The sequence below is a fragment of the Nostoc sp. genome (genome assembly GCF_036917675.1).
In the GTDB taxonomy this organism is placed as follows: Bacteria; Cyanobacteriota; Cyanobacteriia; order Cyanobacteriales; family Nostocaceae; genus Nostoc.
In genome coordinates this window covers 411,348-435,315 of record NZ_JBALCT010000016.1, presented here as the reverse complement: position 1 = coordinate 435,315, position 23,968 = coordinate 411,348, and the positions used below count along the sequence as shown (strand labels likewise).

Below are 23,968 nucleotides of genomic sequence, written 5' to 3'. Positions count from 1 at the left end.
TCCCTAATTTTATAGATGAGCAATTGTGGTGGTGTTTGTAGCGTCCAACATAAGCAATGCAGTTGTCTATCAATGATCCACCTGCACAGCAGAATCAGTTGGTCTATTGCTCTCAATTTGGCATCAACGTCAGAGTAACGTCCTCGTGGAAATCAACATCAATATTCTAAAGTTTTCATCAAGGTCAGCGCGATCGCGCAAGTATCTCATGCACAAGTACCCCACGCGGGTAGGAAAGCACTCAAGCGAGCGTCGATTTCGTAGTGCCAAAAAATAGCGATCGCTAGTCATCAAACTCTTGTACAGAAGGTATTTTTCTCTATCTATTTTTTAGACTCACGGCAAGCTTTAACTTAAATTTATGAACTCACGCAAGTATATAGATTTGAGGCTATTTTATTTTTTGAGTGCGCCTCAAATAAACCCGAATTTTTCGTCATGATTCTGATTAATGAATCGGTGTTCTAGTAGCCTCTGGTCGAAAACATCTATCCCCGCTTATCTTGGTCATTATGTCGTTGTGTGTATCTTTACATAGTGAGTACATTTCAAGATTGGTTTTGGGAAATCAATGAGTGCGGGCAAGGCCCTAATTACTATTTCAGTGCCACTTTTACTCCGTGTGATGCTGAACACCTTGCTGCTTTAGTGCGCCAACATCCACTGTCTGGTTTTGAACACTGCCACTTTGTTGGCAAATTAATCAATGCGCCATGTGGAAACTCCAATTATTCAGGTTCTTACGATTTGTATGTTGACCAGAGCAACTATGCTGAAGTAATGTCGGGTATAGAAAGAGATGAACCTCTAGTTACTGTTGCACACTGTGTTTGGCAAATTATTGGTGTTTGCGATCGCAAATTTGGCATTGAGTCTGGTTATGGTGGGATAACTGGCACAGATAACCAAGCTGATACCTTACTGATTGTGGCATTGGCACAGTCACCAGAACTCACCTTAGTTGATTGGAGAGTCGTTTCTGGGGGAGACGGTTACGCATCGGTATTTTTTAGAACTGGCACATCAGCCGTAGAACTGCTTGCTTACTTGCAGATGCAGTCGGAAAAACCTGACTTCATACAAATAAAAAGAGAGTTACGTCTGGCTCTATCACATCCAACATTGTCTAAAATTTATCGCTTGGGCGAGAGCAAAATAAATGGTTGGCGGCTTGAAGTGGTCGTCTTACATAATATTGAAAAAACCACAAGTTATGGTGGCGAAGGATGGGACATGACACCACACACCACTGAGCTTTACAAAGTCGCCCAAACTGTTAGCGATAAGTGCAAGGTTCCGGGTTGTGCAGGGGGTGCTGCACACGCTACCAATGACTTCTACACACTCATTGGCAGCCATCTCAGCTTTGGCTACCCGCGCCAGGATGGATAATTTTAAATCGGAATTTGAATCACAAATTCTAAACCTTTTCACTCTAATAGACCTCAAGAATTTGAAGTTATGAGGGATATTTTATTTGCAATCTTTGTGAATAGATATTTTTCCGCACTGTCCAATATAATTTAAGTAAACCCTGCATTCATACATGCATATCAAAGAAAGGATTAATGTTATTAGGCGTTTTGGTTGTACAAAATTTATTACTCTTTTCATGTTCAGTGAAAAATGACTGATTATAACCTTAACTTACCCATCTTTTTCAGAATTCACTCTCGATAATTGGGCTTTGGGGATTCAGGGTAAAGAATTAACCTCTAGAGTGCTGCCATGTTTTTCTACAATAATTTGAGGTGCGATCAGCGATCGCAATTATATCTTCTTGTGGCAGTTTTATGCTGTCCCCACTTCGAGATGTTTAGAATATTCCAACCTAAAAAAACGCGAATTTGCTTAACTTTGAGCTTTAACGCGGCTTGTGGAGCGAATCACTCACTTGAGTTCCTGTATAATTAGGAACCCAGCCATCAGCGTAGGCGCAGCCCAACCCAGGCATCGCAAAATAGCGTACCGCTTTGAAATTCAACGATGCAGTTGGGCTGCACCAATGCTCAACGCCAACGGGGATGTAGAGATAGTCTTGTGCCTGAACTAAAAGCTGTACTTGGCTGCCATCAGGTCGCACGAAGCCATAGATCATTTCTCCTGCCAACACGTAGAGGGGTTCAGCGACAGGATGAGTATGGTAACGGCCATAGGTTGCTATCAGGTGGTGAAGATTGAAGCAACCTGGATGCACATTTAGCAAGTCACACCAGATAGCGCCATTCTCTTGCTGAATAAATTCAAAGACGCTGTTATGGAGTTCTACACAATAACGTTTCTCAGACTCAGTTAAAATATGTTGGTCTAGCAGATTGGGGAAGAGGAGCGATGTTCCTGGGTCGTAGTGTCTGAGTTGAATGCCAAGAAGGCCAAGTTCACGAGCTATTTCGTCTAAATCACTCTCAATTGTGCCGTCGTCAAGTAGTAGGTTAGCCATGACAAAAAGACTAATTAATTGTTAAGAAGAGTATACTAAATTTTAAGCTAAAAAGCCACTATTACCGACTGACAAACCGGGGAATGGGGCATGGGGAATAGGCAATAGGAAATAAGGGATAGGTAATGGAGAAGAAACTTAATTACCAATGCCCAATGCCCAATGCCCATTAACAGAATAAATTTATCGCCAGAATGATGCTCATTGGTACCACTAGCATCTAAGCTAGTACGGGTGAACTATATCGAGCATGGAATGTCTGACTTAATTTTGTTTTGGCATCGGCGTGATTTACGCATTTCTGACAATACGGGATTGGCTGCGGCAAAACGGCAGAGTCCGAAAGTGGTGGGCGTGTTTTGCCTTGATCGACATATTCTCGAACGGGATGATATTGCTCCTGTGAGAGTAACTTATATGATTGGATGTTTGCAGAAACTCCAACAGCGATATGCCCAAGTTGGTAGCCAGTTATTAATACTTCACGCCAATCCTGTACAAGCGATACCAACTTTAGCAGAGGCAATAAATGCCAAAGCCGTTTTTTGGAATTGGGATGTAGAACCTTATTCACAAGAACGCGATCGCACCATTATAAATGCCCTCAAAGAAAAAGGTATTCAGTTTCTTAACCAAAATTGGGATCAAATCCTCAACTCCCCAGATGAGATCCGCACGGGTGGTAATAGTCGTTACACGGTTTACACCCCCTTCTGGAAAAATTGGATTACTAAACCGAAGGCTCAACCACTAGAAACACTGCAAAATGTTGAGGGATTAACAGAAGCTGAACAGGAAATTGCCAAACTTGCAGGAGCCTTGACATTACCTTCAGCGAAAGATTTAGGGTTTATTTGGGATGGAGAATTGATTATTTCACCGGGAGAGACGGCGGCGCAAGAACGGCTAGAGGAATTTACTAATAAAGCGATTACACAATACCAAGAACAGCGCAATTTTCCCGCAGTTGATGGAACATCACAACTAAGTGCAGCTTTGAAATTTGGGGTAATTGGCATTCGCACCGTTTGGCAAGCCACCATAGAAGCACTAGAAAACAGCCGCAGTGAGGAAACAGCAGTTAATATTCGGACATGGCAACAGGAATTAGCTTGGCGGGAGTTTTATCAACACGCAATGTATAACTTCCCCGAATTAGCTGATGGTGCTTTCCGTGACATCTTTAAGAACTTTCCTTGGGAAACTAACGAAGAATATTTCCAAGCTTGGTGTGAGGGGAGAACCGGCTACCCCATTGTAGATGCAGCAATGCGCCAGATGAATGAAAGTGGCTGGATGCACAACCGATGTCGGATGATTGTCGCCAGTTTCCTGACTAAAGACTTGCTAATTAATCCCCAATTGGGAGAAAAATACTTTATGCAGAAATTGATTGACGGAGATTTATCTGCTAACAATGGCGGTTGGCAATGGAGTGCTTCTAGCGGCATGGACCCTAAACCTGTGCGGATTTTTAACCCAGCCAGTCAAACACAAAAATTCGATCCAGAGGGCGAATATATCCGGCAATGGGTGTCAGAATTGCGGTCTGTAGATCCAGAATATTTAGTTACTGGTAAAATTCCATCTTTAGAACGTCATGCTATTGGCTATCCTGAGCAAATTGTAGATCATAAAATACAACAACAGCAGTTTAAACAGCGTTATCAACAGCAAAAAAACATTAGTAGTGGTGAGTAAAATTGTTAGTTTTAGACTAGAGGTAATGTTTTAATTTTGCAGATTACGATTAGAAGTAAGAAGCAAGTTTAGCATTGATAAAACTGAATATTTTTTCTAATTTTAATAACCCAGTTAATTCTACTTGTTCATTTGGATTGAGTAACGTCTTTTAAATCAACGTTCTCAAAATCATCTGTATTACAGTCATTCCCAATGAAATCACCAATGTCGTCTTTAATGGCTTTGGTCATCTTGATAATCGCTTTTCTACAGTCTTTTGCATTTTCAATCATCTCCATTTGCTGATACAGATTAAAGGCTTCTTCAAATAGCCTTTTACTGTATCAGTTGTAATGTTTAGTTTTTTAGCAATCTGATCGCGAGGTAAATCAATAGCAATAGCTTTTAAACATCTCTGCTCTTGAGTATTCAATCCATCTCCACCATTGCAATTCAATAGATCCAGGTAAAATCTATCCCATTCGTATAATTGGTAAACCGTTGAGAAGTCTTCATTTAACTTATCTCTAGAATTTTGCATCGGTTCAATGTCTTTGTATTTACTGCTCAAGGTTATCAAGTTCTTCGGGTGATAGACCACCCACAAAATTACCCACAAAATTGCCCACGCTTGTGTGGAGACTTAGTTGGGGTTTTCCAGATAGCTTGTAAACACATAAATAAACGAATCTGGAGAAAGTTAAATGACTGATAATCATCACAACGCAGTCTACACTAGTTATGCAAGATCCAACCAGTCAGATTTTCACCAATCTGAATTTTTTCGTGGAGATACGCATTTCTTTACTGCCGACTTTGAGCGATGAGAACTGATAAGTGGTTACGCCATGTCTATCATGGAATTGGTGCGTGGTATTTTGGGCGAAAACTACTGGTATTTCGCCGAATTTCCTCTGCAAATAGCCTGTCCTAAACGGGAAGGGGTTTACTTAGACGACAAAACCTTGTGGCAATTCTGGGTTAACTCTAGGGTAGACATTATTGTGATGAACCCTAATTTGGGTGAACACTGCCGTAAGGCTTGTCTAATGTTGGAATGTCAGTCTCCTTGGCATGACCTGGAAGATACTCAACGGCGCGATCGCACCAAATTTAATATGATAGCCTCTACAAAAATCCCTCTAATTTACGTTCGTTATGCCGACTACCCTAGAATTTTGCGTTTTTGGAGTCAGGGTAATAGCGATGAGGTGTTTTATAATCCCTTTACTCAAGACGGTAAGACAGAGTTGAAGGAATTCTTTACACGCTACTGTCTGTGAATTTGGAGTTATCGCTGAAGTCTCACTCTAACGCTTTCCTCTCCAGTTCTGGGCAGGAAGAGGAAGAGCAGGGAGGTCATTGAGACGCAGATTCGAACCCTGACGAGTTGACTGGAGCTTATTTCGGACGGGTCTATTGAGAAGTTACGTCTTCACAGGTAAACGAGAAATTGTCCATAAGATGAGCAGAAAGATTAAGTAAATTGTGCCAACTAGCCCAAACTCAATCAGAGGAATATAGGTTACTTCGTAAATTCTGCCCAAGCCGCGTTCAGTCAGTGCATAAACGGACAGTACACTTACTAAAAAGATTCCGTAGATAGTACGTTTAGCCCAGATACCAACAGGTAGACCGTGGAGTTGGGTAAGTACTAAAATGCCAAGAAAACCAAAGAGAAATGTTGGCCACTTGCTTTGTCCTAGCATCAAAGACACAACGACACTATGTAAAACCACCGTAATTTCCAAAGAGAACGTCCACCAACGGTTTACATGGCTGCGGTTAAAGATCAACGACGATTGGAGCAGAAGCAAGAACATATAGAGAAAACCAATTAAATGCCCCAAAGTCGCTTCCATTGGATGATACCAGAAGGTGTAGATAGCGGCGAAGGAGAAAAAGTAGCCGTGGTACAGTTTGATAATTTGCAAAAATTGTTGATGGAATGGAACAGAATTGCCAAAAAACAAACCGCGTCGAGGCGTTTCCAAAATCAGTACGAAGACTAATAGAAGGACAACCGCACCTTGGGAAGCCAAAATTGAAGTATCTTGAGCTAGAGCATCGTACCAAATATAGGTTTGGAGAAAGTGTAAACCGATGAATGCACCATTAATGGCAAGCATGAGGTAATTAATCGGGTGCAACGCTGATTTGTATTTCAGCTGCGATCGCTGCGCCCACAAGATACACGCCCAGATGCTAAACTGATGCCCAAGGTACATCCCCCAAGCCGTCGCTCGACTCCAAAAGGTTGGTTGGGGAAGTTTCCAGTAATACCAGTTTAATCCTTGGTCAGGAAGTTTAATGATGCTTGCAGGAATGCTGCCACCGATCCAAATTGCGTAGGTGAGAAGGATGCTTACAAAGATGCCTAAAAACAATACTCGGCGACCTGTCATATTAATTTGTAATTCGTAATTCGTAATTATAGTTTTTCCTAATCAAATAGGGTACATCATAGCCCCCTCTTCGCTTGCGGGGAGGGGGTTGGGAGTGGGGTTCTTTTATTATGGGTAATCTGGCGGACATGATATAAGACCTAGATTTTCAGGCAACACGTTCTGTGTTTGGTTCAGATGCGCTTTTAGTCACTCGCAAACTAAGAGTCAAAGCTACTAGCATTACTAAAAATCCACTCAAAAAAGGAGCAGAACTACCAAATTTCATAAAACTAACCCCTGCCCACGTTGGGCCACCGATGCGTGCCAACGCAGAGCAAGAACTGGCAATTCCTAATATTTGTCCTTGTTCTTCTGGGGCTGTCATCTGGGAAATTAGGCTGTTCAATATTGGTTGGCTGACACTAATTCCCCATGCCACAAGCGCGGTGGCGACCAATAAGAAAATTAAGCTTTGTGAGAATCCAATTAGCAGTAATCCTAAACCTAATCCTAATATCCCCAAGGTAAGTAACTTGATTTCACCGAAGTTTTTCTTGAGGAATCCGATCAGTCCTCCTTGAATGATTGTGCTGACAATCCCCATGAAGGCAAAAAGATAACTCGTTTGTTGAGGTCCCCAGTTTAATTGCTGCTTAGACCATAAAGCCAATGTAGAGTCCATAGCTGCAACAGCAAAGGTTACTAAAAAGTAGATACCAGCAAGCAAGCAAAACTGTGGACGCTGTGACAGATGTAGCAAGTTCAGCCGTCGCTGACGGTGGCGATGAACTTGGATTTTGGCTTTTGTCTCAGAATTTAGAGATTCTGGAAGTAACATCAAAGCACAAAGAAATGCCAATAAAGATAATCCGGCTGCGAACAACGACGGTAGATGGAAGTTAGCGTTGTCTCGATTTGACCCGATCAGAATACCTCCAATTGCAGGGCCGAGAATAAAGCCAAGACCAAAAGCTGCTCCGATTATGCCCATGCCACGAGATCGATTAGCTGGCGTGGTAATATCTGCTATGTACGCTTGAGCAGTAGCAATATTCCCTGCCATAATCCCGGCAAGACTACGAGCAATAAACAAAATCCATAATGAGTTGGCAAAGGCTAACCCTGTGTATGCAATTACAGAACCGAATAAAGTAAGTAATAAAATCGGACGGCGACCGTAGCGATCGCTAAATCTGCCCCATAATGGTGCAAATAAGAACTGCATTAATGAATAAACAGCTACAAGTAGAGTCGCTTCATTCGGTTCTGCACCGAATTGTTCAGCATACAAAGGCAATATCGGCAAGATAATTCCAAAGCCGAGCAAGTCTATAAATATAGTCAAAAATAAAACGAATATAGCCCTGCCATTGTTTTTATTCTCCATAGGTGTAATTCACTTTGATAACAAATATGCGTAACTTGAATTAGTTTTATGGACATCAGAGAAGACTTGATAATAAAGACCCATTGAATGAAACAGTAATCACTTCAAGTAAAGTGCTTGAATTTGAGTGTGGTTGAGCAAAATAGCGTGGAACAAACCCACTATAAAAATTAAGCCAATAATACCACTAATAAAAGCAACTATCATCTCGTGCTTACGGATAGCTTTTCGTATCTTAGCGTCTATGATTTTTTCTAATTCTTTGGATGACATGGAGTTGAATTTGGCGAAAGACAAGAATTCTCTGGAGCTTACGTACTTACATAAGTTTGAATATGTCCGAAAACTCTAACTTCTTAAATAAAAGCTATTTCGATCCCGTGGAAATATCAACTGCGTTGGCGTAGTTTTAAAACTGCGCCTGAAACACCAAAAACTAATATTGCCAAGGTATAAGTTGGTTCGGGAACTGCAATAATGCTTACCTGATTAATGGCCAAGCCGAATTGGGGAGCAGAACTACTAAAAACTAGTCGTGAGATGTTTGGAGTGTCACTACGAATGCCCAAGAACACTGCCGAATTATCTAATGCTAGCGACGAAGTACTTAAAACTGAGAAACTACCCAACAGGTTATTGACGTTATCAAAAGCAGTGATAAAAGTTTCAACTTCCAAATTACTAATGTCTACAGCTATCTGAGTACCAGCGCCAAAAATAGGCTGGGTAAAACTAATGCTAAAAGGTCCGCCGTTCCCTTTAGTACCAGGATCAGGAGTACCAGGAGGAAGAGGGATAAAGCCTGTTGGGTCTATACCTCCGAAGAGAACAAAATCTCCTTGGGCAAAGTTACTCCGAATGCCAGGTGAAGGTAAAGTTTGAAAGACAAACGGTGGAGTAATCTGACGATTATTGGTTAAAGCTATATTTATATCTAACCCTAAACCACCTTGCGATGTTGTTGAGAAAGAGTTAGGTAAAAAAACAGAAAAATCAGGAGCAGAGGGATTGAATACTTTACCTAAACTTCCCCAATCAACTGCATCATTGCCTCCTAAAGCAGCGCGTTCATTTATTAAAAACGTAGCTGCTTTAACTGGTAATGGGAGAAGCGTTATTACAGCTGCAATTGCTGGTAAATATTTCATAGATAACTTGAAGAATTGATTGATAGTAAGTGCCACAAGGGTTACTCGTTAATCTCTTAGAATAGTATCACTAAAATGTAATAATTCAACACCCAGAATGGGGAACATCCCAATGCAAGCAAGAATATATTTGTCATTGCGTTAGCTTAAGCATTTCCGTAGGGTAAGCGACAGCGTAGTGAACGCGTAACGTCTGCATGGGATAGCTTTACTCCACTACGTTGCGATCGCAATGATCATTCATAACCTGGCTTTGATATAATTGACATATTTTGGATGCTCCCCAGGATGAGGTAATGCGTTAATCTCGCCCTCAGAGGTGAAGCAACTGCCATGTTGAATGATTGATTGTGTTGCAAAAACTTTTTCACGGCTGGCGAGAGTTGACAAAATTTGTAATCTTACCAGTATCACATGATTTTTGCAACACAACTTTAGCCTGGGTTACAAACACAATTCCTCGTGTCTGTACCACGCTCAATTAGCCATTTACGACACCCTACAATCCAAAATCCGAAATCTTCTAGGCGATTACTTCAATAATTTGAGGACTGTTAACGCCGTTGATTCTAGCAATTTCGACGGAGCCAAATTGCGAACCGCTACCATCTCTGTCGAAGGATAGAATCGAGCCATTGGTGTTAAATTCAAAGCGTTGGTTGGTATTGGTGAAAGCACTACCGAGGGTGAATTGAGAAGCTTGTAATAGCCCTAGTTGGAGTCCACCTCCGAATCCAGATGCGGAAACTTGGATTTTATCACCTTGAGATGCGTTTAAGTCGTTGATAATATCGCCACCCTCTAAAGCACTGTTGTAACGGAAGATATCAGCTCCTGCTCCACCAGCTAAGATATCTCTGCCCAATCCGCCAATCAGAATATCATTACCATCTCTACCATCAAGGTTGTCATCACCCGAACCACCGTTCAGGGTATTGGCTCCAGCATTCCCAGTTAAGCGGTCATTTCCATTACCTCCGGTAAGGTTGTCAAAGTTCACAACTCCGAAATTTAAAGAACCGAAACCGGGAATATTGCTGACGTTGACTTGTTCAGCAGATAAATCACCAATTAGCTGTACATTGGTTCCAGAAGCGTCTATCGTATCTATCGCAGTTGCTGAACCAATAATTTTTTCAATCTTAATAAGTTGGTCTTTACCACTACTTTTTTGAACTGTACCTGTTGGTAATACTGTGACACCACCACTGAGGCTGTAATCTACGGTGTCTTGTCCATCCCCGCCATCAATGCTGTCGTTACCCTGACCACCCTTAAAGGTGTCATCGCCTCCACCACCTAACAATGTGTCATTGCCACCTCTACCATCAATTAGGTCATTGCCACCAAGACCAGATAATAGATTATTTTGGGCGTCGCCCTAAATGCTGTCATTGTTAATTGTGCCGATAACATTGTCAAAGTTGACTACATTAAATGTCAATGTTCCTAAACCAGGAACGTTGAGGGCAGAGATAGTTTGGGCTTCTAGATCAGCGATCGCTGCTACTCCAGGCAAAGATTGAGACGCATCTATGGTGTTGTTGGCAACACTAGCATCAGCAATAACCCTTTCTACTTTAAATACTGTGTCTGTTCCCAAACCGCCAGCTTTAGTAATTGTTCCTACACCTGACAGGGTGATGCTTTTACCTAAGCTGCTGTAGTCTGCGGTATCAAAGCCATCTCCACCATCAATGCTGTCGTTACCCTGACCACCCTTAAAGGTGTCATCGCCTCCACCACCTAACAATGTGTCATTGCCACCTCTACCATCAATTAGGTCATTGCCACCAAGACCAGATAATAGATTATTTTGGGCGTCGCCCTAAATGCTGTCATTGTTAATTGTGCCGATAACATTGTCAAAGTTGACTACATTAAATGTCAATGTTCCTAAACCAGGAACGTTGAGGGCAGAGATAGTTTGGGCTTCTAGATCAGCGATCGCTGCTACTCCAGGCAAAGATTGAGACGCATCTATGGTGTTGTTGGCAACACTAGCATCAGCAATAACCCTTTCTACTTTAAATACTGTGTCTGTTCCCAAACCGCCAGCTTTAGTAATTGTTCCTACACCTGACAGGGTGATGCTTTTACCTAAGCTGCTGTAGTCTGCGGTATCAAAGCCATCTCCACCATCAATGCTGTCGTTACCCTGACCACCCTTAATGGTGTCATTGCCTGCACCACCAAAAATTTGATCGTCACTACTAGTACCCAACAAAAAGTCATTGTTAGGAGTACCAACAATAATGGACATATTTTATAACCTTAATATTTTTGCAGATCAAAATTTATTCGATCTCTGTAATACTCCCATCTTGCAACAATTCAAGCGATAAACTTCTGATGAAACATCATAAAGTTCAATGATTCAAACGATAAATTTCTGATAAAATATATATAAAGATAATTAATAATAATGCCGTTTTATCTATCTGTAACACTTACGCAGTCTACAAAATAACCATAATATTTATTAGGCAAAATGAACGTTTCAAGTGCTAAATATAACCCTTATTTTGGTCGCCTACCCAAGAGTTAACTTTGAGTATGCCCTACTCTAGTTGCATTGCTGCAAGTTCTGTTTAACATAAAATATTTTTTGAAGATGTACTTAATTATTAAACGAACCGCTAACTACGCCAACGTCTTCTGGTGCGATCGCTAGGCGTAGCTTGGTTAACTGTTCACGGAGCGTCCTGTAGGGAAGGGGTACGACGACGCGATCGCACTTAGATGTAAATTGCCTAGCTCTCAGCCCAGGAAAGCATAATTTAGGATATATTACCGCAAATGCGCTGAGACTTTAATTTCGCCTCTTCATAAATTCCGCAAAAACACTGTTACGCTATTTGTGCTTGTGATCAAAACTTAGAGCATCCAGTTTATTAGGGCGTGTTTATGACCAACCCTGTAAAGACGGTTATCCAAGTCAATCTAGAGATGGCTCTAGAAGTAGCTCAAGAATTGGAGGAAGCTCCATACACTCAATTCAGTACTTATTGTTTGGAGATTTTACGGGAGATCGGATGTCCTAGTACTGAACTTCCAGTGAACTTACAAACTCGTGATCAGCAGCTAAACTTTATCACAGGCTTTGCATCTTATGCTTTTGGGGAGGTACAAAGTGTATAAAGCATTAATTGAAGATACATTTCATGATTCAGAAGGGGCAGAAACAACAACTTTCGCTGCCACAGATAAAAATTTGTTAGTTTTAATAGAAAAATTTTTAGGGTTTGAAATTCCCCCAAAAGTTTTTTTGCAAGCTATAGCCATTGCTGATTACGACTGTGCATCTGCTTTTCGCTATGTTGAGAATTATTTGATTATCCTCAAAAATAAGAATAAGCGTAAGCATAAGAATTTACTTGTGTTAGGTTATTCAACTAGGTTTGAGAATAATTGAAGTGCATTTTCACGAGCTAACTAACAACGAATACAATTTAGATCAGATAATTTGCTCTACCCATGTAGAGACGTTGCATTGCAACGTCTCTACACATATTTATCCCACACTGAGACAAAAGAAGAATTAAAATTTATAAAGTGGCAACTCAATTAGTTCAAGCATCTTTAGGTGTGTCCTAATTACGAATTACGAATTACTCTCTCCCAAGACAAACTTGTTCATAACTTTTACCAGCGATATCCCAAGTGAATTCTGTTTCTACCAGTTGTCTGCCGCTATGAGACAATTCTGAACGCAGATGTGGATGCTCAAATAGTTGACTAATAGCGGTAACGTACTCTGCTGGTTTATTGGCTCGTAATGCCCGTAATCTATGACTAGCACCATCTACCGCTAATCCTTCTAAGCCGCGATCGCTCGCTACTAGAGGTACACCAGCTGCCATTGCCTCTAAAGTTTTATTTTTAATGCCAAACCCAGTCCGCATGGGTACAACGCAAATGGTGGCTTGATGTAAATATTCTACCATCGAAGGTACACGCCCAATCACATTAATTCCTGGTTTTTGAGCAAGTGCTAAAACTTCTGGCACCGGATGAGAACCGACAATATCGAAAGTTGTATCGGCATACAATTTTTGGACTTCTGGCAAAACTTCGTTGCTGAAAAAGCAGACAGCATCAATGTTTGCTAAATTATCCATTGCACCAATAAAAATTAAGCGATGTCCTCCTGGATCGGTGGTACGGTTGGGGAAAGAAACTAAATCTACGCCATTGGGAATAACTGCAATTTCACTATTGGGGTTAAATTCTTGTAGTTGAATTTTATCTTCTTCTGTTGTGGCGACAATTGCCGAAAATTTAGCACAGTAGTTTTGCTCATAACGACGCAAAAGTGGCAGATTAATTTTATCTCTGAGGGAATTTTCCGAAATGCCCGTTGCTAGTTGGTTCCGACAGGTAGCATAAACAGAACTATGAACATTAACTATAGTTTTTAGCTGTTTCTGATAATGAGATTGGATGTAAATTTCATTGACACTATGTTCGCAGGTAATTACATCACATTTCCCCGCTTTCACCCAGTTATCAATCCATGTTTGCATCTCAACTGAGTAGCGGTTGAGTACACTTGGCGGTGTCCCCTGTTGCAAAAATCTACGAAATCGCTGTATTTTCTTTAATATTCCGGTGGTTTGAGAATCTGGCGGGCGTTCAAAAACGGCTAGATGATCCACGCAATCGCGTAATCCTGCTATTTCTGCGTCTGTAACATCGCCCTCGCGTTGAGTCACGAGGGTAACAGTATGGCGTTGACTCAGGTATTTAAGTAAATTAAATGTCCTGACTTGGGTTCCTCCGCGCGTTGGTGGGTAGGGAAAGGTGGAAGAGAGCATTAAAATGTTCATATAAGTGATCAATCAAATGTGATACATATACCATGACTTCATTGGGGTTGTATGTCATTATTTGATTTACAGCAGTTTTCAAATGAATAGACGACGCGTAGACTTCTCTCCTAAAAGGCTACCGTGTATACACAAGTCTCTGTTGACACAATTTACAGTTTATCGAATAGCCCAAAGAAACCTCACCCTGGTTTTGCTTGTGCAAAACCTGTCCCTCTCCTTATTAAGGAGAGGGATGTCCGTCAGGACAGGGTGAGGTTTTAAAGACTTTTATAGCGTTTCCTAATCACATGATGTACATCATAGCCCCCTCTATCGAAGAGCGGGGAGGGGGTTGGGGGTGGGGTTCTTGTACCTCACTCAACTGAGAACCGCTATAGGTATTTTTTTATTGCATCCAACCGATAATGACTAGAGATTACAGCATAATCAAACCGAGTCGCACACCCACAGCAACAGCTTCCGTGCGGCTGGAGACACTGAGCTTTTGAAAAATGGATGAGAGATGAAATTTGACGGTATGCTCAGAAATATGCAGGTGTTTAGCGATCGCTTTATTTCCCAACCCCGATCCAAGCATTCCTAAAACCTCTATCTCTCGTGGTGTCAAGGTTTGTACAGGATTCGTTACCACTTTTTCCCGGATAGATAGTAATTCTACAGCATCGGGGTGCAGTATTACTAAACCAAAAGCGATCGCCTCCACAGCAGCGACAATTTCTGATTCTGTGCTAGTAGTGGGCAATATCCCCCGGATACCAGAACGTAACGCCGTCTCTAAATCAATGCTATCGAGTTCTTCAACAATTACGATCATTCCTAATGGGTATTGCTTTTCTTGAATGAGCAGCAATTTTTCCCACACCGATTGTTGAAGATTGCTACTCAAATCTACCAGCACCACATCTGGTTCTAATTGCCCAACTTCCCTTGCCAATACATCCAAATCGGATGCACTCCCCACAACCGTCAGCCGAGGATTGGTAGTTACCACAGCTGATAACCCTGCCCGGACTACAGGGGAAGTGGCAACTACCATCACTCGGATCATGTCGCCTCCACAGCAGTTTTCCCAGCTTGCACGGCAACATAAATTACGAATTGCTGCCCACCGCGTAGGAGTTGTATCGGCAGAGATCCTTTACTCTCACGCAGATATTTGCTTAAATCATTGATGCTAGTGAATAATCGCCCCGAAACTCCAATTAAAACATCGCCGATTTGCATACCAGCAGTTTCCGCCGCACTGCCAGGTAAAATTGACAACACCAATAAACCCAACCTACGCCGATCTAAAAGTACAGGTTGCAGTGTGACTCCCAGTTGCGGACGACTATTTACTTGTAAAAAACGCTCAACTGTGCTGCTGGGAACTGCCACAGCTAAACCATTAACAATCATGGTGTTAATTCCCACGACTCGACCGAGACAGTCGGCAAGTGGCCCCCCAGAATTTCCCGGATACAGCTGCAAATCGGCCATAACTGCACGCGGATTATTTGCATAGATAATTCCAGTTGTCACAGCACCACTCTCAGCAAACGGATTACCCACCGCTAAGACTAATTCACCAACTCGTAGCGCCTCAGAATTGCCAATAGTTGCAGCAGTTAAATCAGTGGCGACAATTTTTAGGGCGGCTAAATCCTGCTGTGGGTCAAATTGTGTACGCACCGCATCAAATACCCTTCCGTCTGCCAATTCCACAGTTGCGCGGTTGCTGGTTGCCACATGAGCATTAGTGATAATTAGTCCGTCTGGTTGCCAAATTACACCAGAACCGACTCCCAGAGAGCCGCTTTTTACTTTGACAGTGCGATCGCGTAGTTTAGCAGCTACCTCTGTCAATTCAGCAGCGATGTTAGGTAATGTTGTGTTTGCCATAATCTCAAAGTTCCAAATTACAAATTACAAAGGTCTTTCGCCAAGTGCGATCGCTAACTCAACTAACACCCCACCCCGCACAACTTGGACGTTGACAGTTTTACCAATGCGATCGCTACTATTGAGCAGCGCCAGCACATCACCTGTATCACCCACAGTTACGCCATCGAACGTTACCAAAACGTCGCCAAGCAGCACACCTGCATTCTCAGCAGGTCCCGAAGCCTCAACATTAACGACAATTACCCCAGTTGCAGAAGTTAAATTGAGAGCAGTTTTCAGGTTATTTGGTAAGCGTACAGGTTGCATTCCCACACCTAAGTAGCCTTTTGAAATGCGTCCTTTTGCTACTAATTGCTCAACCACGCGATCGACTGTAGCAGTGGGAATAGTCAGAGCAATACCACGCCGCCCCGATGTATTCATACCTACCACAAAACCAGCAGCATCTACGAGCGGTCCGCCTGCAAAACCAGAGTAAAGGGTGATGTCTGGGCGGATGAATAGGTCAATATTCCCGCCACTCATACTCCGCCAAGCACCGCTAATCACGCTCACTGCACCCATCGCCGCCCTTAAGTCACCTTCGCTACCTCTCGCTAGTCCTAATACCAGATGACCAACTTTCAGCGTTTTGGCATCGCCAATTTTTGCCACAGGTATTTCTACATTTTCTAGTTTAAAAACAGCGATATCGGTGCTAGAGTCATGACCAATGAGTGTTACAGGTGCAGTGCTACCATTTGAGAGAGTGATAGTAATGTCGTCATAGCGCTGGAGGGACTCATCAGAAGTAACAATGATGCCATTGCGCCAGTGAATGCCAGTTGGAGAAACACGAGTACCCGTATTAACTGCAACCACAGCACTCCCAGCTTGTTCTACGGTGTCAGCTAAACTGTTGGATAAAGCCAGTAATGAAGACATAAGATTTTTGTGCAAACGTTATTAGATATTCATATCTTGCCGTTTTATCAACACAGATGGCATCGGAAAAATGGGGAGAATTCACCCTAGAAAAATGGCTAGGATTTACAGCAGATTGCAACAAGCGCCTCTGTACAGATTATTGTCAGGGCACAACATTGTTGTGCCCCTACCTGTGTACCTCATTTACCTGAAAAACGCTGTATATAGCAATCTTTAATCAAACGCGCAGAACAAGATCCCCGATTTCGTAAAAGTTGTCGGGTATCTACGAGTTGCAATTATCATAAATCAAATAGGATTGCTCAATCTCAGCATTTTTTAAATCTTCTGCTTCGTTGCCATCCCGCTTTGGAATAAATTCCGAGGCTAATAGTTCAAGTCCTCTCAAGAGGACTAAATACAAGATTTAAAACTATTATTCCCAAAAATTGAAGCGATGTACGTGCCTATCCTCGGTGAAAGGAAAAATGTCGTCAGTCCACTTAAGTGGACTTGAGCTATTAGCCTAGAACTTGAGTTTTAGGCGAGATATCGGTCAGCACGACACTTTGACTCTTACAAAAATCTGGGCAAAATATCACGAACACCAAGCGTATTACATTCTAAAGTGGAATAGCAATGAAATAGCAGACGAACAAATGCCCACCCAATCAAGAGAAATCAACCTGCTCACTCCATCTAGAGAATTACCTCTATATGGCAAGAGAATTTTAGTCACAGCACCGAGAAATTATGCTTATAGGTTATCTGAACAAATCATCAAACAAGGTGGTTTACCTGTTCTCATGCCTACTATCGAAACCTGCTATTTATCAAACTACACTAAGTTAGATACTGCTCTAGTCCATATAGATGAATTTGATTGGATTATCTTCACCAGTAGAAATGGCATCGCTGCATTTTTTCACCGGATGAATGATTTAGATATTCCTGTATCTGTGGTACAAAAATGTCAATTATGTGCTTTAGGAAAAGACGCAGAAAGCTTATTGTCTTTTTGTGGCAAAATAGATTTAATTCCTACAGAATCTAGCCCAGCCGGAATTATCGCTGAATTAGCAAAACTACCGGAAATTCACCAGAAAAAAGTGCTGATACCGACTCCAGAAGTCGTAGGTTTGCCTGAGCCTGATGTTGTACCCAATTTAATTACGGATTTGCAGAAATTGGGTATAGAAGTAACTCGCGTACCTACTTATATTACACAGGGTTTAGATAAAAATATCTACGGTATTGAATTAAACCTGATGCGTCAAGGAATGATCGATGTAATTGCCTTTAGTAGCACGGCAGAAGTAGAAAGCTTTTTGACAATGGTCAACTCGCAAAGCGATTATGAAGGTTGTATTATTGGATGTTTTGGCCCTTATACAACTGCTAATGCCCAAAAGTTGGGTATGAATGTCTCTATCGTGTCTGCGGATTATAGTTCATTTGAGGGATTTGGTGATGCGATCGCAGAATTTTTTACTCTCAGTTCTAATTCAGGGTAAGCACTTTAGGATGTAGAGTAATCAACCACATTGCACTCTAGACTAGCTGCACATAAACCCGTAGTATCGGAAATGGAGTTTATCTTAACTAGGAATTTTTACATGGCAACTTACAAGGTCACATTAAAGACCCCAGATGAAGAAAAAACAATTGAAGTTTCTGAGGATGATTACATTCTAGAGATCGCTAACGAAGAAAATGAGATGGACTTGCCTTACTCCTGTAATGCTGGTTCTTGCTCAACTTGTGCTGGTAAACTGATTTCAGGTACAGTTGACCAATCGGATCAGAACTTCCTAGACGACGATCAAATAGACGCGGGATGGGTTCTTACCTGCGTTGCCAAGCCTACTTCTGACTGTGTAATCCAAACCCATCAAGAAGATGCGCTTAACGGTTAACTAAGAAAGGTGGATTTAATCAAGAGCAAGTTTTGTAGGATGCGTTAGGACATTCGTCCCAGCATATCTTAAATCTGAAATGGTGCGTTATCCTACGCAATAACATACTCTACAAGATTTAAAATTTTGCACTTTCCTGATAAATCTGTATAAGCTGAGTAATTCACACTAAAAAGCGCTCGCCAAAAGGCGAGCGCTTTTTATTTAGTTTAATAGATAGCTAGCAGATATCAAGCGGAAATTAGCCAGACGATGCTAGATTAACTTTGACAACTTTATTCTTTTCTTCTTCCCCTTCGATGAAGCTAGACAACTCGCTTTAGCAGTCGGTGGTTTTGATGTTTCCGATTTGGTGAAAAAGCATAAACTACTTGATTCAGCTAGCGGTTACTGTAAATTACTCACCCCGCAACAACGCTTGAAAAAACGCGCCTTCTCCGTCACCGATACTGAATTTTCTGCCAGATATTTAGTAGATGGACTCCACGCCATTATCGCCCTTTACCAAGAAGAAGAAAATACAGAACCAGTCCACAGGTTTCTCAAAAATACAGGCTTAGTCAGCAACGATTTATTTATGCGGACATTTTAAGTAGCGTTGAAAGTAATTCCGGGCATTGGTAATGAAAAGAAACGCATCCCCGAAGAGAAAGCCTTATTAGATTTGTGGTTGGCTATGGATGAAATTAAAGCGAAAGTTTCTTACAAGCAGACTGAGTTACCCTTGAATAATGGACAACTGAGTTTAAACCTAGATTTTGGGGATTAATAACTGCTTATGTTCAACTACAATCCTTTAGAATGCCTACCTTCATCGGCAGAATTACCAGATTCAGATGATACTCCTGTGGATAACGAACTACAAATATTAATTCCCAACTTATTGTTAGCCATCTTAGCCGCGATTTGGCAAAACCGCGATGACTGGTTTTTCGGCATTAACATGGGAGTTTACTATACACCCAATAAAGGAGCCATAGTCCCCGATGGATTCCTGAGTTTGGGAGTTGAACGTTTTGTTGGTGAAAATGGACGTTCTAGTTATGTTTTGTGGGAAGAAGAGGGTATTCCACCAATTTTAGCTTTAGAAGTTGTTTCTCAAACTTACAATGGCGAATATGAACAGAAAAAAATTGATTATGCAGAATTAGGCATTTTGTATTATGTCATTTATGCACCAACACGGCTACGTCGTAAGCGTCAACGTTTAGAAGTTTATCGCTTAATTAATGGTGAATACATTTTACAACCAGGGGATAAAATTTGGATGCTGGAAATTGGTTTAGGTATTGGACGGGAACAGGGTACTTATCAAGGACGAACAAGAGAATGGCTGTATTGGTATGAGGAAAATGGTAACAGATACCAAACCTCTGAAGAACAATTGCAAAATTTATTAGCCAGATTACAACAGCAAGGAATTGACCCAAATACACTTTAATTTTATTGACGGTTAACAGTGATTAGTCATCAGTTAATTAATAACGAAATAATAAAATATGAAAGTTAGAGGCATAAAACGTGGTCAAAATATTGAAATATTAGAACAACTTAATAATATTCCAGACGGGACAGAAGTAATCATAGACGTAGAATTTATTGCCAATCCAATTACAGAACCACAACCACCATTAACAGACGAGAAGAGACTAGCTAAACTAAATCAATTATTTGGGGCTTGGAAGAACCAACCGGAATTAACAGAGATATTTACAGAAATTAACCAGCAGCGTCATACTTATCAAGGCAGAACTATTATTGTTCTTGGGAGCGAGGAAGGGAACTAGATTGATTTGACGTTGCATTGCGTTAAATTCTTGCCAGGGGTTCCAACGTACTAATGTCATATTTCTACCTCGGATATTCAGTATTGTTGCTGTCCAACTAATTGAGGATTTGATTCCTTTGTTTGTTCTCTTTCATAAGATTTAAAAATAAAAGTGGTGTAAATTCGGTTTTTGTCACCTGATTTAGGAAGATTACCGAACCAAAAATCTAGTTAATAACAAGTACGGTAATTTTCAATAGCTGTGTTCGGTAAAGTCTACAAAAGCCGACTTGAAATAGAACAATTATAGCAAATTACAACTTGGTGAGGTACACATGATTTCAAGGGCACAGCAGTGCTGTGCCCTTGAAATCATGTGTACTTCATTTACCTGAAAAACGCTGTATATTTAAAAGATTGGTACGAGCTTTACCCACACTCCTACTCCTAAAGCTTGCTATGCGTCAATACGCTTGGGTTAAGGCTAAAAACTAAAACTTGCGTAGGTTGGGTTGAGGAACGAAACCCAACATTATCAAGGCTTTGTTGGGTAACGCTTACGCTCAACCCAACCTACTATTCTTCTTAATCCAAGCGTATTGTGCTATGCGTAACTGATCTTACAAATATTTAGTATATTCACGCGACTAATGATCATAATTAGACCTGTTGTATTTTTTGAATTTCACAGAGATAATAAGGCATTCCTAACAAACTGCTGATAACTGATATGTCAACAAGTTGGATTTACCTTATTGCAGCAATACTCTTTGAAGTTTCAGGCACAACTTGCATGAAGTTATCAGAAGGATTTACTAAATTAGTTCCTTCGGTATTAATATTTGTCTTCTATGGACTTTGTTTTAGTTTTTTGACCCTGGCTCTCAAGAGACTTGAAGTGAGTGTGGCTTATTCAGTCTGGGCTGGATTGGGAACTATCCTAATTGCTATCATTGGTATTATCTGGTTTCGTGAATCTGCCACATTGATTAAACTTTTGTCGATCGCCTTAATAATCATCGGGGTAATTGGCATAAATGCAAGTAAATAAATGAAAAAAGCTGTAAGCCAAAATCCTTTTTTGGCTTTAACCTCAGCATATTAGCTCAAAATTTATTAAACCCAGCAGAACGACGGTAAAGTAACCAGATAAATAGCGGTGAACCCAGCAAAGCAGTGACGGAACCGACTGGTAGTTCTACTGCTCCTAGTCTAGAAAGTAAATCTGCAAAAGTCAGTAACCATGCACCTGCAAGGGCGGAAAGTGGTAAAACAAAGCGATGATCTGTACCAACGATGAGGCGGACACCGTGAGGGACAACAAGACCAACAAATCCAATCAAACCACTGATGCTGACTGCACCTGCGGCTAATAGAGTGGCTACACCACCAATTAATAGGCGCGATCGCACCAACGAAACCCCTAAACCAACAGCCAAATCATCTCCCAAAGCCAGCACATTTACCGATCGCGCCAGCAAGCATCCCCCGATCAATGCAACGATGATGTAAGGGCCAGCCGTCGCAATTTCTTGCCAACCCCGTCCATTCAGGCTACCAACCAACCAACTCAGCGCAATTTGAATTTGACCGTCTTCAGCCAAAAGCAGCAATGTAGTTTGGACAGCACCAAATAAAGAACTCACCGCCACTCCGCCTAAAATCAACCGCTCAACAGAAATTCCTGACCCCGAACGACCGATCAAAATCACGATCGCCGAAGTTAAAATAGCTCCCATCCATGCTGCTAAAGGAATTGCGATCGGGAATATTTGCCAGACAATCATCAGAATCACAATTAATCCTGCACCGGCTGAAATGCCCAGAATAAATGGATCAGCAAGACTATTGCGTAACATTCCTTGCAGTAGTGCCCCTGACATTCCCAAGGCTGCGCCGACAATGAGAGCGGCTATAATACGCGGGAGACGCAAATCCCAGAGAATTGTCTGTTTAACCGGATCGCCTTTGCGGAGAATAGCTTGCCAAAATTCCGACATACTTAAGGATACTGCTCCTTGAGAAAGTGACAGCGCTAGCGTTACCACCAGTGCTGTACTAAGGAGTAAAACAGTCCAAAGTACACGGTGTTCAGTAAAAATTGTCTTAAATAGTCTAGCCAAATTCCGGTCTTGTATTTTCATTAACTATAATCCGTCCCAAACAAAGCTACATTTACATATAGCTTCTCTTCGATGAGGGAGCAGAAGAGTAAAATTTGAGCCTCAGAAGCTGGAAGTTGACCCTCAGAAGGTGGACGTTGACCTTCAGAAGGTGGAAGTTGACCTTCAAAAGGTGGAAGTTGAGCCTCAGAAGGTGGAAGTTAACCCTCAGAAGGTGGACGTTGAGCCTCAGAAGGTGAAAGTTGACCCTCAGAAGGTGAAAGTTGAGCCTCAGAAGCTGGAAGTTGACCCTCAGAAGGTGAAAGTTGAGCCTCAAAAGGTGGAAGTTGAGCCTCAGAAGCTGGAAGTTGACCCTCAAAAGGTCAATTTTCAAGTTTTAACTCCCTCTTCTGGCTCTGCCCCCATTGGTAAGTAAGTGGGTCAAATTAAATATAAAACCTCACCCCTGCCTCCGGCTTCCCTCTCCGAACTCACGGAGAGGGATTGAGGGTGAGGTTTAATCTTATATTTAATTACGCCTACCTACTTATCAACTTAAGCTAGAAATAGCTTAACTGTTAGCTTTGTCACCCGCCTAGAACTAAAGTTCAAGGCTAATAGTTAAAGTCTACTGAAGTAGACTAAAGATTTTTGCGGATATTTAGTCATCTTTAGATGAGTTTTGCTATAAGCAAGGAACTTCAGTTTCTTCCGGGACATAACTTTTAGGTTAAGTTGACACCTATGCCTGCCCCCGCACCCTTACGTTAGTTCCAGCCCACCTTGATAACCAGTGACAATACGGCCACCATCCTTGAGGATATGGACTTCTATCTGATCGCTAGCCCAAGTAATCTGGTCTTGAAAAGCCGGGTTTAACACACGAACCCGTTGATTGCTAGAAGAAACTGGAGAGTTGGGAGAATTAATTGCCAGAGATTCTACAAAAGGCCCGTCAATCAGAATGTCAAGTTGTTCTAACAATGCTTGGGAACCTGGGGGCGCGGATTGGGACTGTAGCTGCTTAAGAGTGAACCCAGTAAAAGACATTACATTTAACCCAGCAGCTTTTACCTTTTGAGCTAAAGACGCCAGTGCAGTTGCTTGCCAAAAGGGTTCTCCACCAGAGAACGTTACACCCATATTGCGGGGATTGCTGAGAATATTCTCGGCAAGGGTATCAACAGCAATCAATTGGTTAGCCTCAAATGACCACGAGTTTGTATTAAAGCAGCCAGGACACTCACGAAGACAACCTTGTACCCAGACGACTGCACGACAACCAGGGCCATTAACTTCTGACTGATCAACGTAACCCATAATATTGAGATAGCCAGAGGGAATTTCTATGAGTGCTAGCGATGGGTCAGTTGGCTTAATTTCCATCTCTTTAACTCCTTTTAACCGTTGCCTGTTAACCGTTAACTATAGCGAATCTCCAGTTTTATAACCGTGATAATGGTCATATAACTGGAGAAACAGGAGGCAAGAGCAAAGCCGCAGACGTTTCCTGTT

28 protein-coding genes and 2 pseudogenes are annotated in these 23,968 nt (G+C 41.7%); 13 read left to right on the top strand and 17 right to left on the bottom strand.

Translation table 11 applies throughout. From position 1 onward, the window contains the following. Positions 1–537: 537 nt before the first annotated feature. Entirely contained in the window at positions 538–1,392 is an 855-nt protein-coding gene (locus V7K31_RS07045; protein WP_335093394.1) for a hypothetical protein, read from the top strand. Positions 1,393–1,864: 472 nt separating this feature from the next. Here the strand turns inward: V7K31_RS07045 and V7K31_RS07040 are convergent, their stop codons facing one another. Beyond that, a complete protein-coding gene (locus V7K31_RS07040) occupies positions 1,865–2,440 on the bottom strand; it encodes an acireductone dioxygenase (protein ID WP_335093393.1) in 576 nt (191 codons plus the stop codon). 255 nt (positions 2,441–2,695) lie between these two features. Between V7K31_RS07040 and V7K31_RS07035 the strand changes: the two genes are divergently transcribed. Then, positions 2,696–4,141 carry an FAD-binding domain-containing protein gene (locus V7K31_RS07035; protein WP_335093391.1) on the top strand — a complete coding sequence of 482 codons (1,446 nt, stop codon included), beginning with the start codon at positions 2,696–2,698 and terminating at the stop codon, positions 4,139–4,141. 128 nt (positions 4,142–4,269) lie between these two features. On the opposite strand, the gene V7K31_RS07030 is transcribed toward V7K31_RS07035, so the two are convergent. Together V7K31_RS07030 and V7K31_RS07025 are read right to left on the bottom strand one after the other, a co-directional pair. Then, the gene (locus tag V7K31_RS07030; protein ID WP_335093390.1) at positions 4,270–4,416 is read right to left on the bottom strand and encodes a hypothetical protein; all 147 of its coding nucleotides are present in this window, start codon (positions 4,414–4,416) and stop codon (positions 4,270–4,272) included. Next, positions 4,413–4,664, bottom strand: coding sequence for a LuxR C-terminal-related transcriptional regulator (locus tag V7K31_RS07025; protein ID WP_335093389.1), 252 nt, complete (start codon positions 4,662–4,664; stop codon positions 4,413–4,415). The genes V7K31_RS07030 and V7K31_RS07025 overlap by 4 nt, the downstream gene beginning before the upstream one ends. A 307-nt stretch (positions 4,665–4,971) precedes the next feature. Between V7K31_RS07025 and V7K31_RS07020 the strand changes: the two genes are divergently transcribed. Then, positions 4,972–5,406: a hypothetical protein gene (locus V7K31_RS07020; protein ID WP_335093388.1), complete on the top strand. Its 435-nt coding sequence runs from the start codon at positions 4,972–4,974 to the stop codon at positions 5,404–5,406. Positions 5,407–5,550: 144 nt separating this feature from the next. Here the strand turns inward: V7K31_RS07020 and V7K31_RS07015 are convergent, their stop codons facing one another. From V7K31_RS07015 to V7K31_RS06980, 8 genes and pseudogenes are all read right to left on the bottom strand, one after another. Then, a complete protein-coding gene (locus V7K31_RS07015) occupies positions 5,551–6,528 on the bottom strand; it encodes a hypothetical protein (protein WP_335093387.1) in 978 nt (325 codons plus the stop codon). Between the two features lie 148 nt (positions 6,529–6,676). After that, entirely contained in the window at positions 6,677–7,897 is a 1,221-nt protein-coding gene (locus tag V7K31_RS07010) for an MFS transporter (RefSeq protein WP_335093386.1), read from the bottom strand. A gap of 99 nt (positions 7,898–7,996) precedes the next feature. Continuing rightward, complete coding sequence (locus tag V7K31_RS07005) at positions 7,997–8,170, bottom strand: hypothetical protein (protein WP_335093385.1); 174 nt, start codon at positions 8,168–8,170, stop codon at positions 7,997–7,999. Positions 8,171–8,286: 116 nt separating this feature from the next. After that, on the bottom strand, positions 8,287–9,045 hold the full coding sequence (locus tag V7K31_RS07000) for a hypothetical protein (protein WP_335093384.1): 759 nt from the start codon (positions 9,043–9,045) through the stop codon (positions 8,287–8,289). Between the two features lie 523 nt (positions 9,046–9,568). Beyond that, the gene (locus V7K31_RS31825) at positions 9,569–10,351 is read right to left on the bottom strand and encodes a hypothetical protein (protein ID WP_442941228.1); all 783 of its coding nucleotides are present in this window, start codon (positions 10,349–10,351) and stop codon (positions 9,569–9,571) included. Then, positions 10,337–10,414: pseudogene (locus V7K31_RS31820) on the bottom strand (hypothetical protein); the annotation flags it as partial. The pseudogene V7K31_RS31820 and the gene V7K31_RS31825, both read right to left, overlap by 15 nt. Before the next feature lie 12 nt (positions 10,415–10,426). Then, positions 10,427–10,861, bottom strand: a pseudogene (locus tag V7K31_RS06985) (calcium-binding protein); the annotation flags it as partial. 12 nt (positions 10,862–10,873) lie between these two features. Then, on the bottom strand, positions 10,874–11,308 hold the full coding sequence (locus V7K31_RS06980; RefSeq protein ID WP_335093383.1) for a calcium-binding protein: 435 nt from the start codon (positions 11,306–11,308) through the stop codon (positions 10,874–10,876). A gap of 644 nt (positions 11,309–11,952) precedes the next feature. On the opposite strand from V7K31_RS06980, the gene V7K31_RS06975 reads away from it, so the two are divergent. Then, complete coding sequence (locus tag V7K31_RS06975; RefSeq protein ID WP_335093382.1) at positions 11,953–12,186, top strand: hypothetical protein; 234 nt, start codon at positions 11,953–11,955, stop codon at positions 12,184–12,186. Beyond that, on the top strand, positions 12,179–12,460 hold the full coding sequence (locus tag V7K31_RS06970; protein ID WP_335093380.1) for a hypothetical protein: 282 nt from the start codon (positions 12,179–12,181) through the stop codon (positions 12,458–12,460). The genes V7K31_RS06975 and V7K31_RS06970 overlap by 8 nt, the downstream gene beginning before the upstream one ends. 196 nt (positions 12,461–12,656) lie before the next feature. On the opposite strand, the gene V7K31_RS06965 is transcribed toward V7K31_RS06970, so the two are convergent. The 4 genes from V7K31_RS06965 to V7K31_RS06950 form a co-directional block, all read right to left on the bottom strand. Then, positions 12,657–13,874 carry a glycosyltransferase family 4 protein gene (locus tag V7K31_RS06965; protein WP_335093378.1) on the bottom strand — a complete coding sequence of 406 codons (1,218 nt, stop codon included), beginning with the start codon at positions 13,872–13,874 and terminating at the stop codon, positions 12,657–12,659. A gap of 418 nt (positions 13,875–14,292) precedes the next feature. Further along, positions 14,293–14,925: a response regulator transcription factor gene (locus tag V7K31_RS06960; RefSeq protein WP_335093377.1), complete on the bottom strand. Its 633-nt coding sequence runs from the start codon at positions 14,923–14,925 to the stop codon at positions 14,293–14,295. Continuing rightward, positions 14,922–15,758 (bottom strand): S1C family serine protease, encoded by an 837-nt coding sequence (locus V7K31_RS06955; RefSeq protein WP_335093376.1) that lies wholly within the window; start codon positions 15,756–15,758, stop codon positions 14,922–14,924. The genes V7K31_RS06960 and V7K31_RS06955 overlap by 4 nt, the downstream gene beginning before the upstream one ends. 24 nt (positions 15,759–15,782) lie before the next feature. Then, entirely contained in the window at positions 15,783–16,685 is a 903-nt protein-coding gene (locus V7K31_RS06950; protein WP_335093375.1) for a S1C family serine protease, read from the bottom strand. A gap of 641 nt (positions 16,686–17,326) precedes the next feature. Between V7K31_RS06950 and V7K31_RS06945 the strand changes: the two genes are divergently transcribed. The 7 genes from V7K31_RS06945 to V7K31_RS06915 all read left to right on the top strand — a co-directional run bounded on the left by V7K31_RS06945 (position 17,327) and on the right by V7K31_RS06915 (position 21,402). Next, positions 17,327–18,181 carry a uroporphyrinogen-III synthase gene (locus V7K31_RS06945; RefSeq protein ID WP_335093463.1) on the top strand — a complete coding sequence of 285 codons (855 nt, stop codon included), beginning with the start codon at positions 17,327–17,329 and terminating at the stop codon, positions 18,179–18,181. Between the two features lie 102 nt (positions 18,182–18,283). Further along, positions 18,284–18,583: a ferredoxin gene (locus tag V7K31_RS06940; protein ID WP_335093374.1), complete on the top strand. Its 300-nt coding sequence runs from the start codon at positions 18,284–18,286 to the stop codon at positions 18,581–18,583. A gap of 352 nt (positions 18,584–18,935) precedes the next feature. Then, on the top strand, positions 18,936–19,175 hold the full coding sequence (locus V7K31_RS06935) for a hypothetical protein (RefSeq protein WP_335093373.1): 240 nt from the start codon (positions 18,936–18,938) through the stop codon (positions 19,173–19,175). Between the two features lie 6 nt (positions 19,176–19,181). Continuing rightward, entirely contained in the window at positions 19,182–19,352 is a 171-nt protein-coding gene (locus V7K31_RS06930) for a hypothetical protein (RefSeq protein WP_335093372.1), read from the top strand. A 9-nt stretch (positions 19,353–19,361) separates the two neighbouring features. Further along, entirely contained in the window at positions 19,362–20,024 is a 663-nt protein-coding gene (locus tag V7K31_RS06925) for a Uma2 family endonuclease (protein ID WP_335093371.1), read from the top strand. Between the two features lie 58 nt (positions 20,025–20,082). Further along, a complete protein-coding gene (locus V7K31_RS06920) occupies positions 20,083–20,370 on the top strand; it encodes a hypothetical protein (protein WP_335093370.1) in 288 nt (95 codons plus the stop codon). Positions 20,371–21,081: 711 nt separating this feature from the next. Further along, a complete protein-coding gene (locus V7K31_RS06915; RefSeq protein ID WP_335006326.1) occupies positions 21,082–21,402 on the top strand; it encodes a DMT family transporter in 321 nt (106 codons plus the stop codon). A 55-nt stretch (positions 21,403–21,457) separates the two neighbouring features. On the opposite strand, the gene V7K31_RS06910 is transcribed toward V7K31_RS06915, so the two are convergent. Beyond that, a complete protein-coding gene (locus V7K31_RS06910; RefSeq protein WP_335093369.1) occupies positions 21,458–22,495 on the bottom strand; it encodes a FecCD family ABC transporter permease in 1,038 nt (345 codons plus the stop codon). Between the two features lie 109 nt (positions 22,496–22,604). Between V7K31_RS06910 and V7K31_RS06905 the strand changes: the two genes are divergently transcribed. Further along, the gene (locus V7K31_RS06905) at positions 22,605–22,889 is read left to right on the top strand and encodes a hypothetical protein (RefSeq protein ID WP_335093368.1); all 285 of its coding nucleotides are present in this window, start codon (positions 22,605–22,607) and stop codon (positions 22,887–22,889) included. A gap of 326 nt (positions 22,890–23,215) precedes the next feature. Here the strand turns inward: V7K31_RS06905 and V7K31_RS06900 are convergent, their stop codons facing one another. Further along, positions 23,216–23,839: a 4Fe-4S single cluster domain-containing protein gene (locus V7K31_RS06900; RefSeq protein WP_335093366.1), complete on the bottom strand. Its 624-nt coding sequence runs from the start codon at positions 23,837–23,839 to the stop codon at positions 23,216–23,218. Positions 23,840–23,968: the final 129 nt, after the last annotated feature.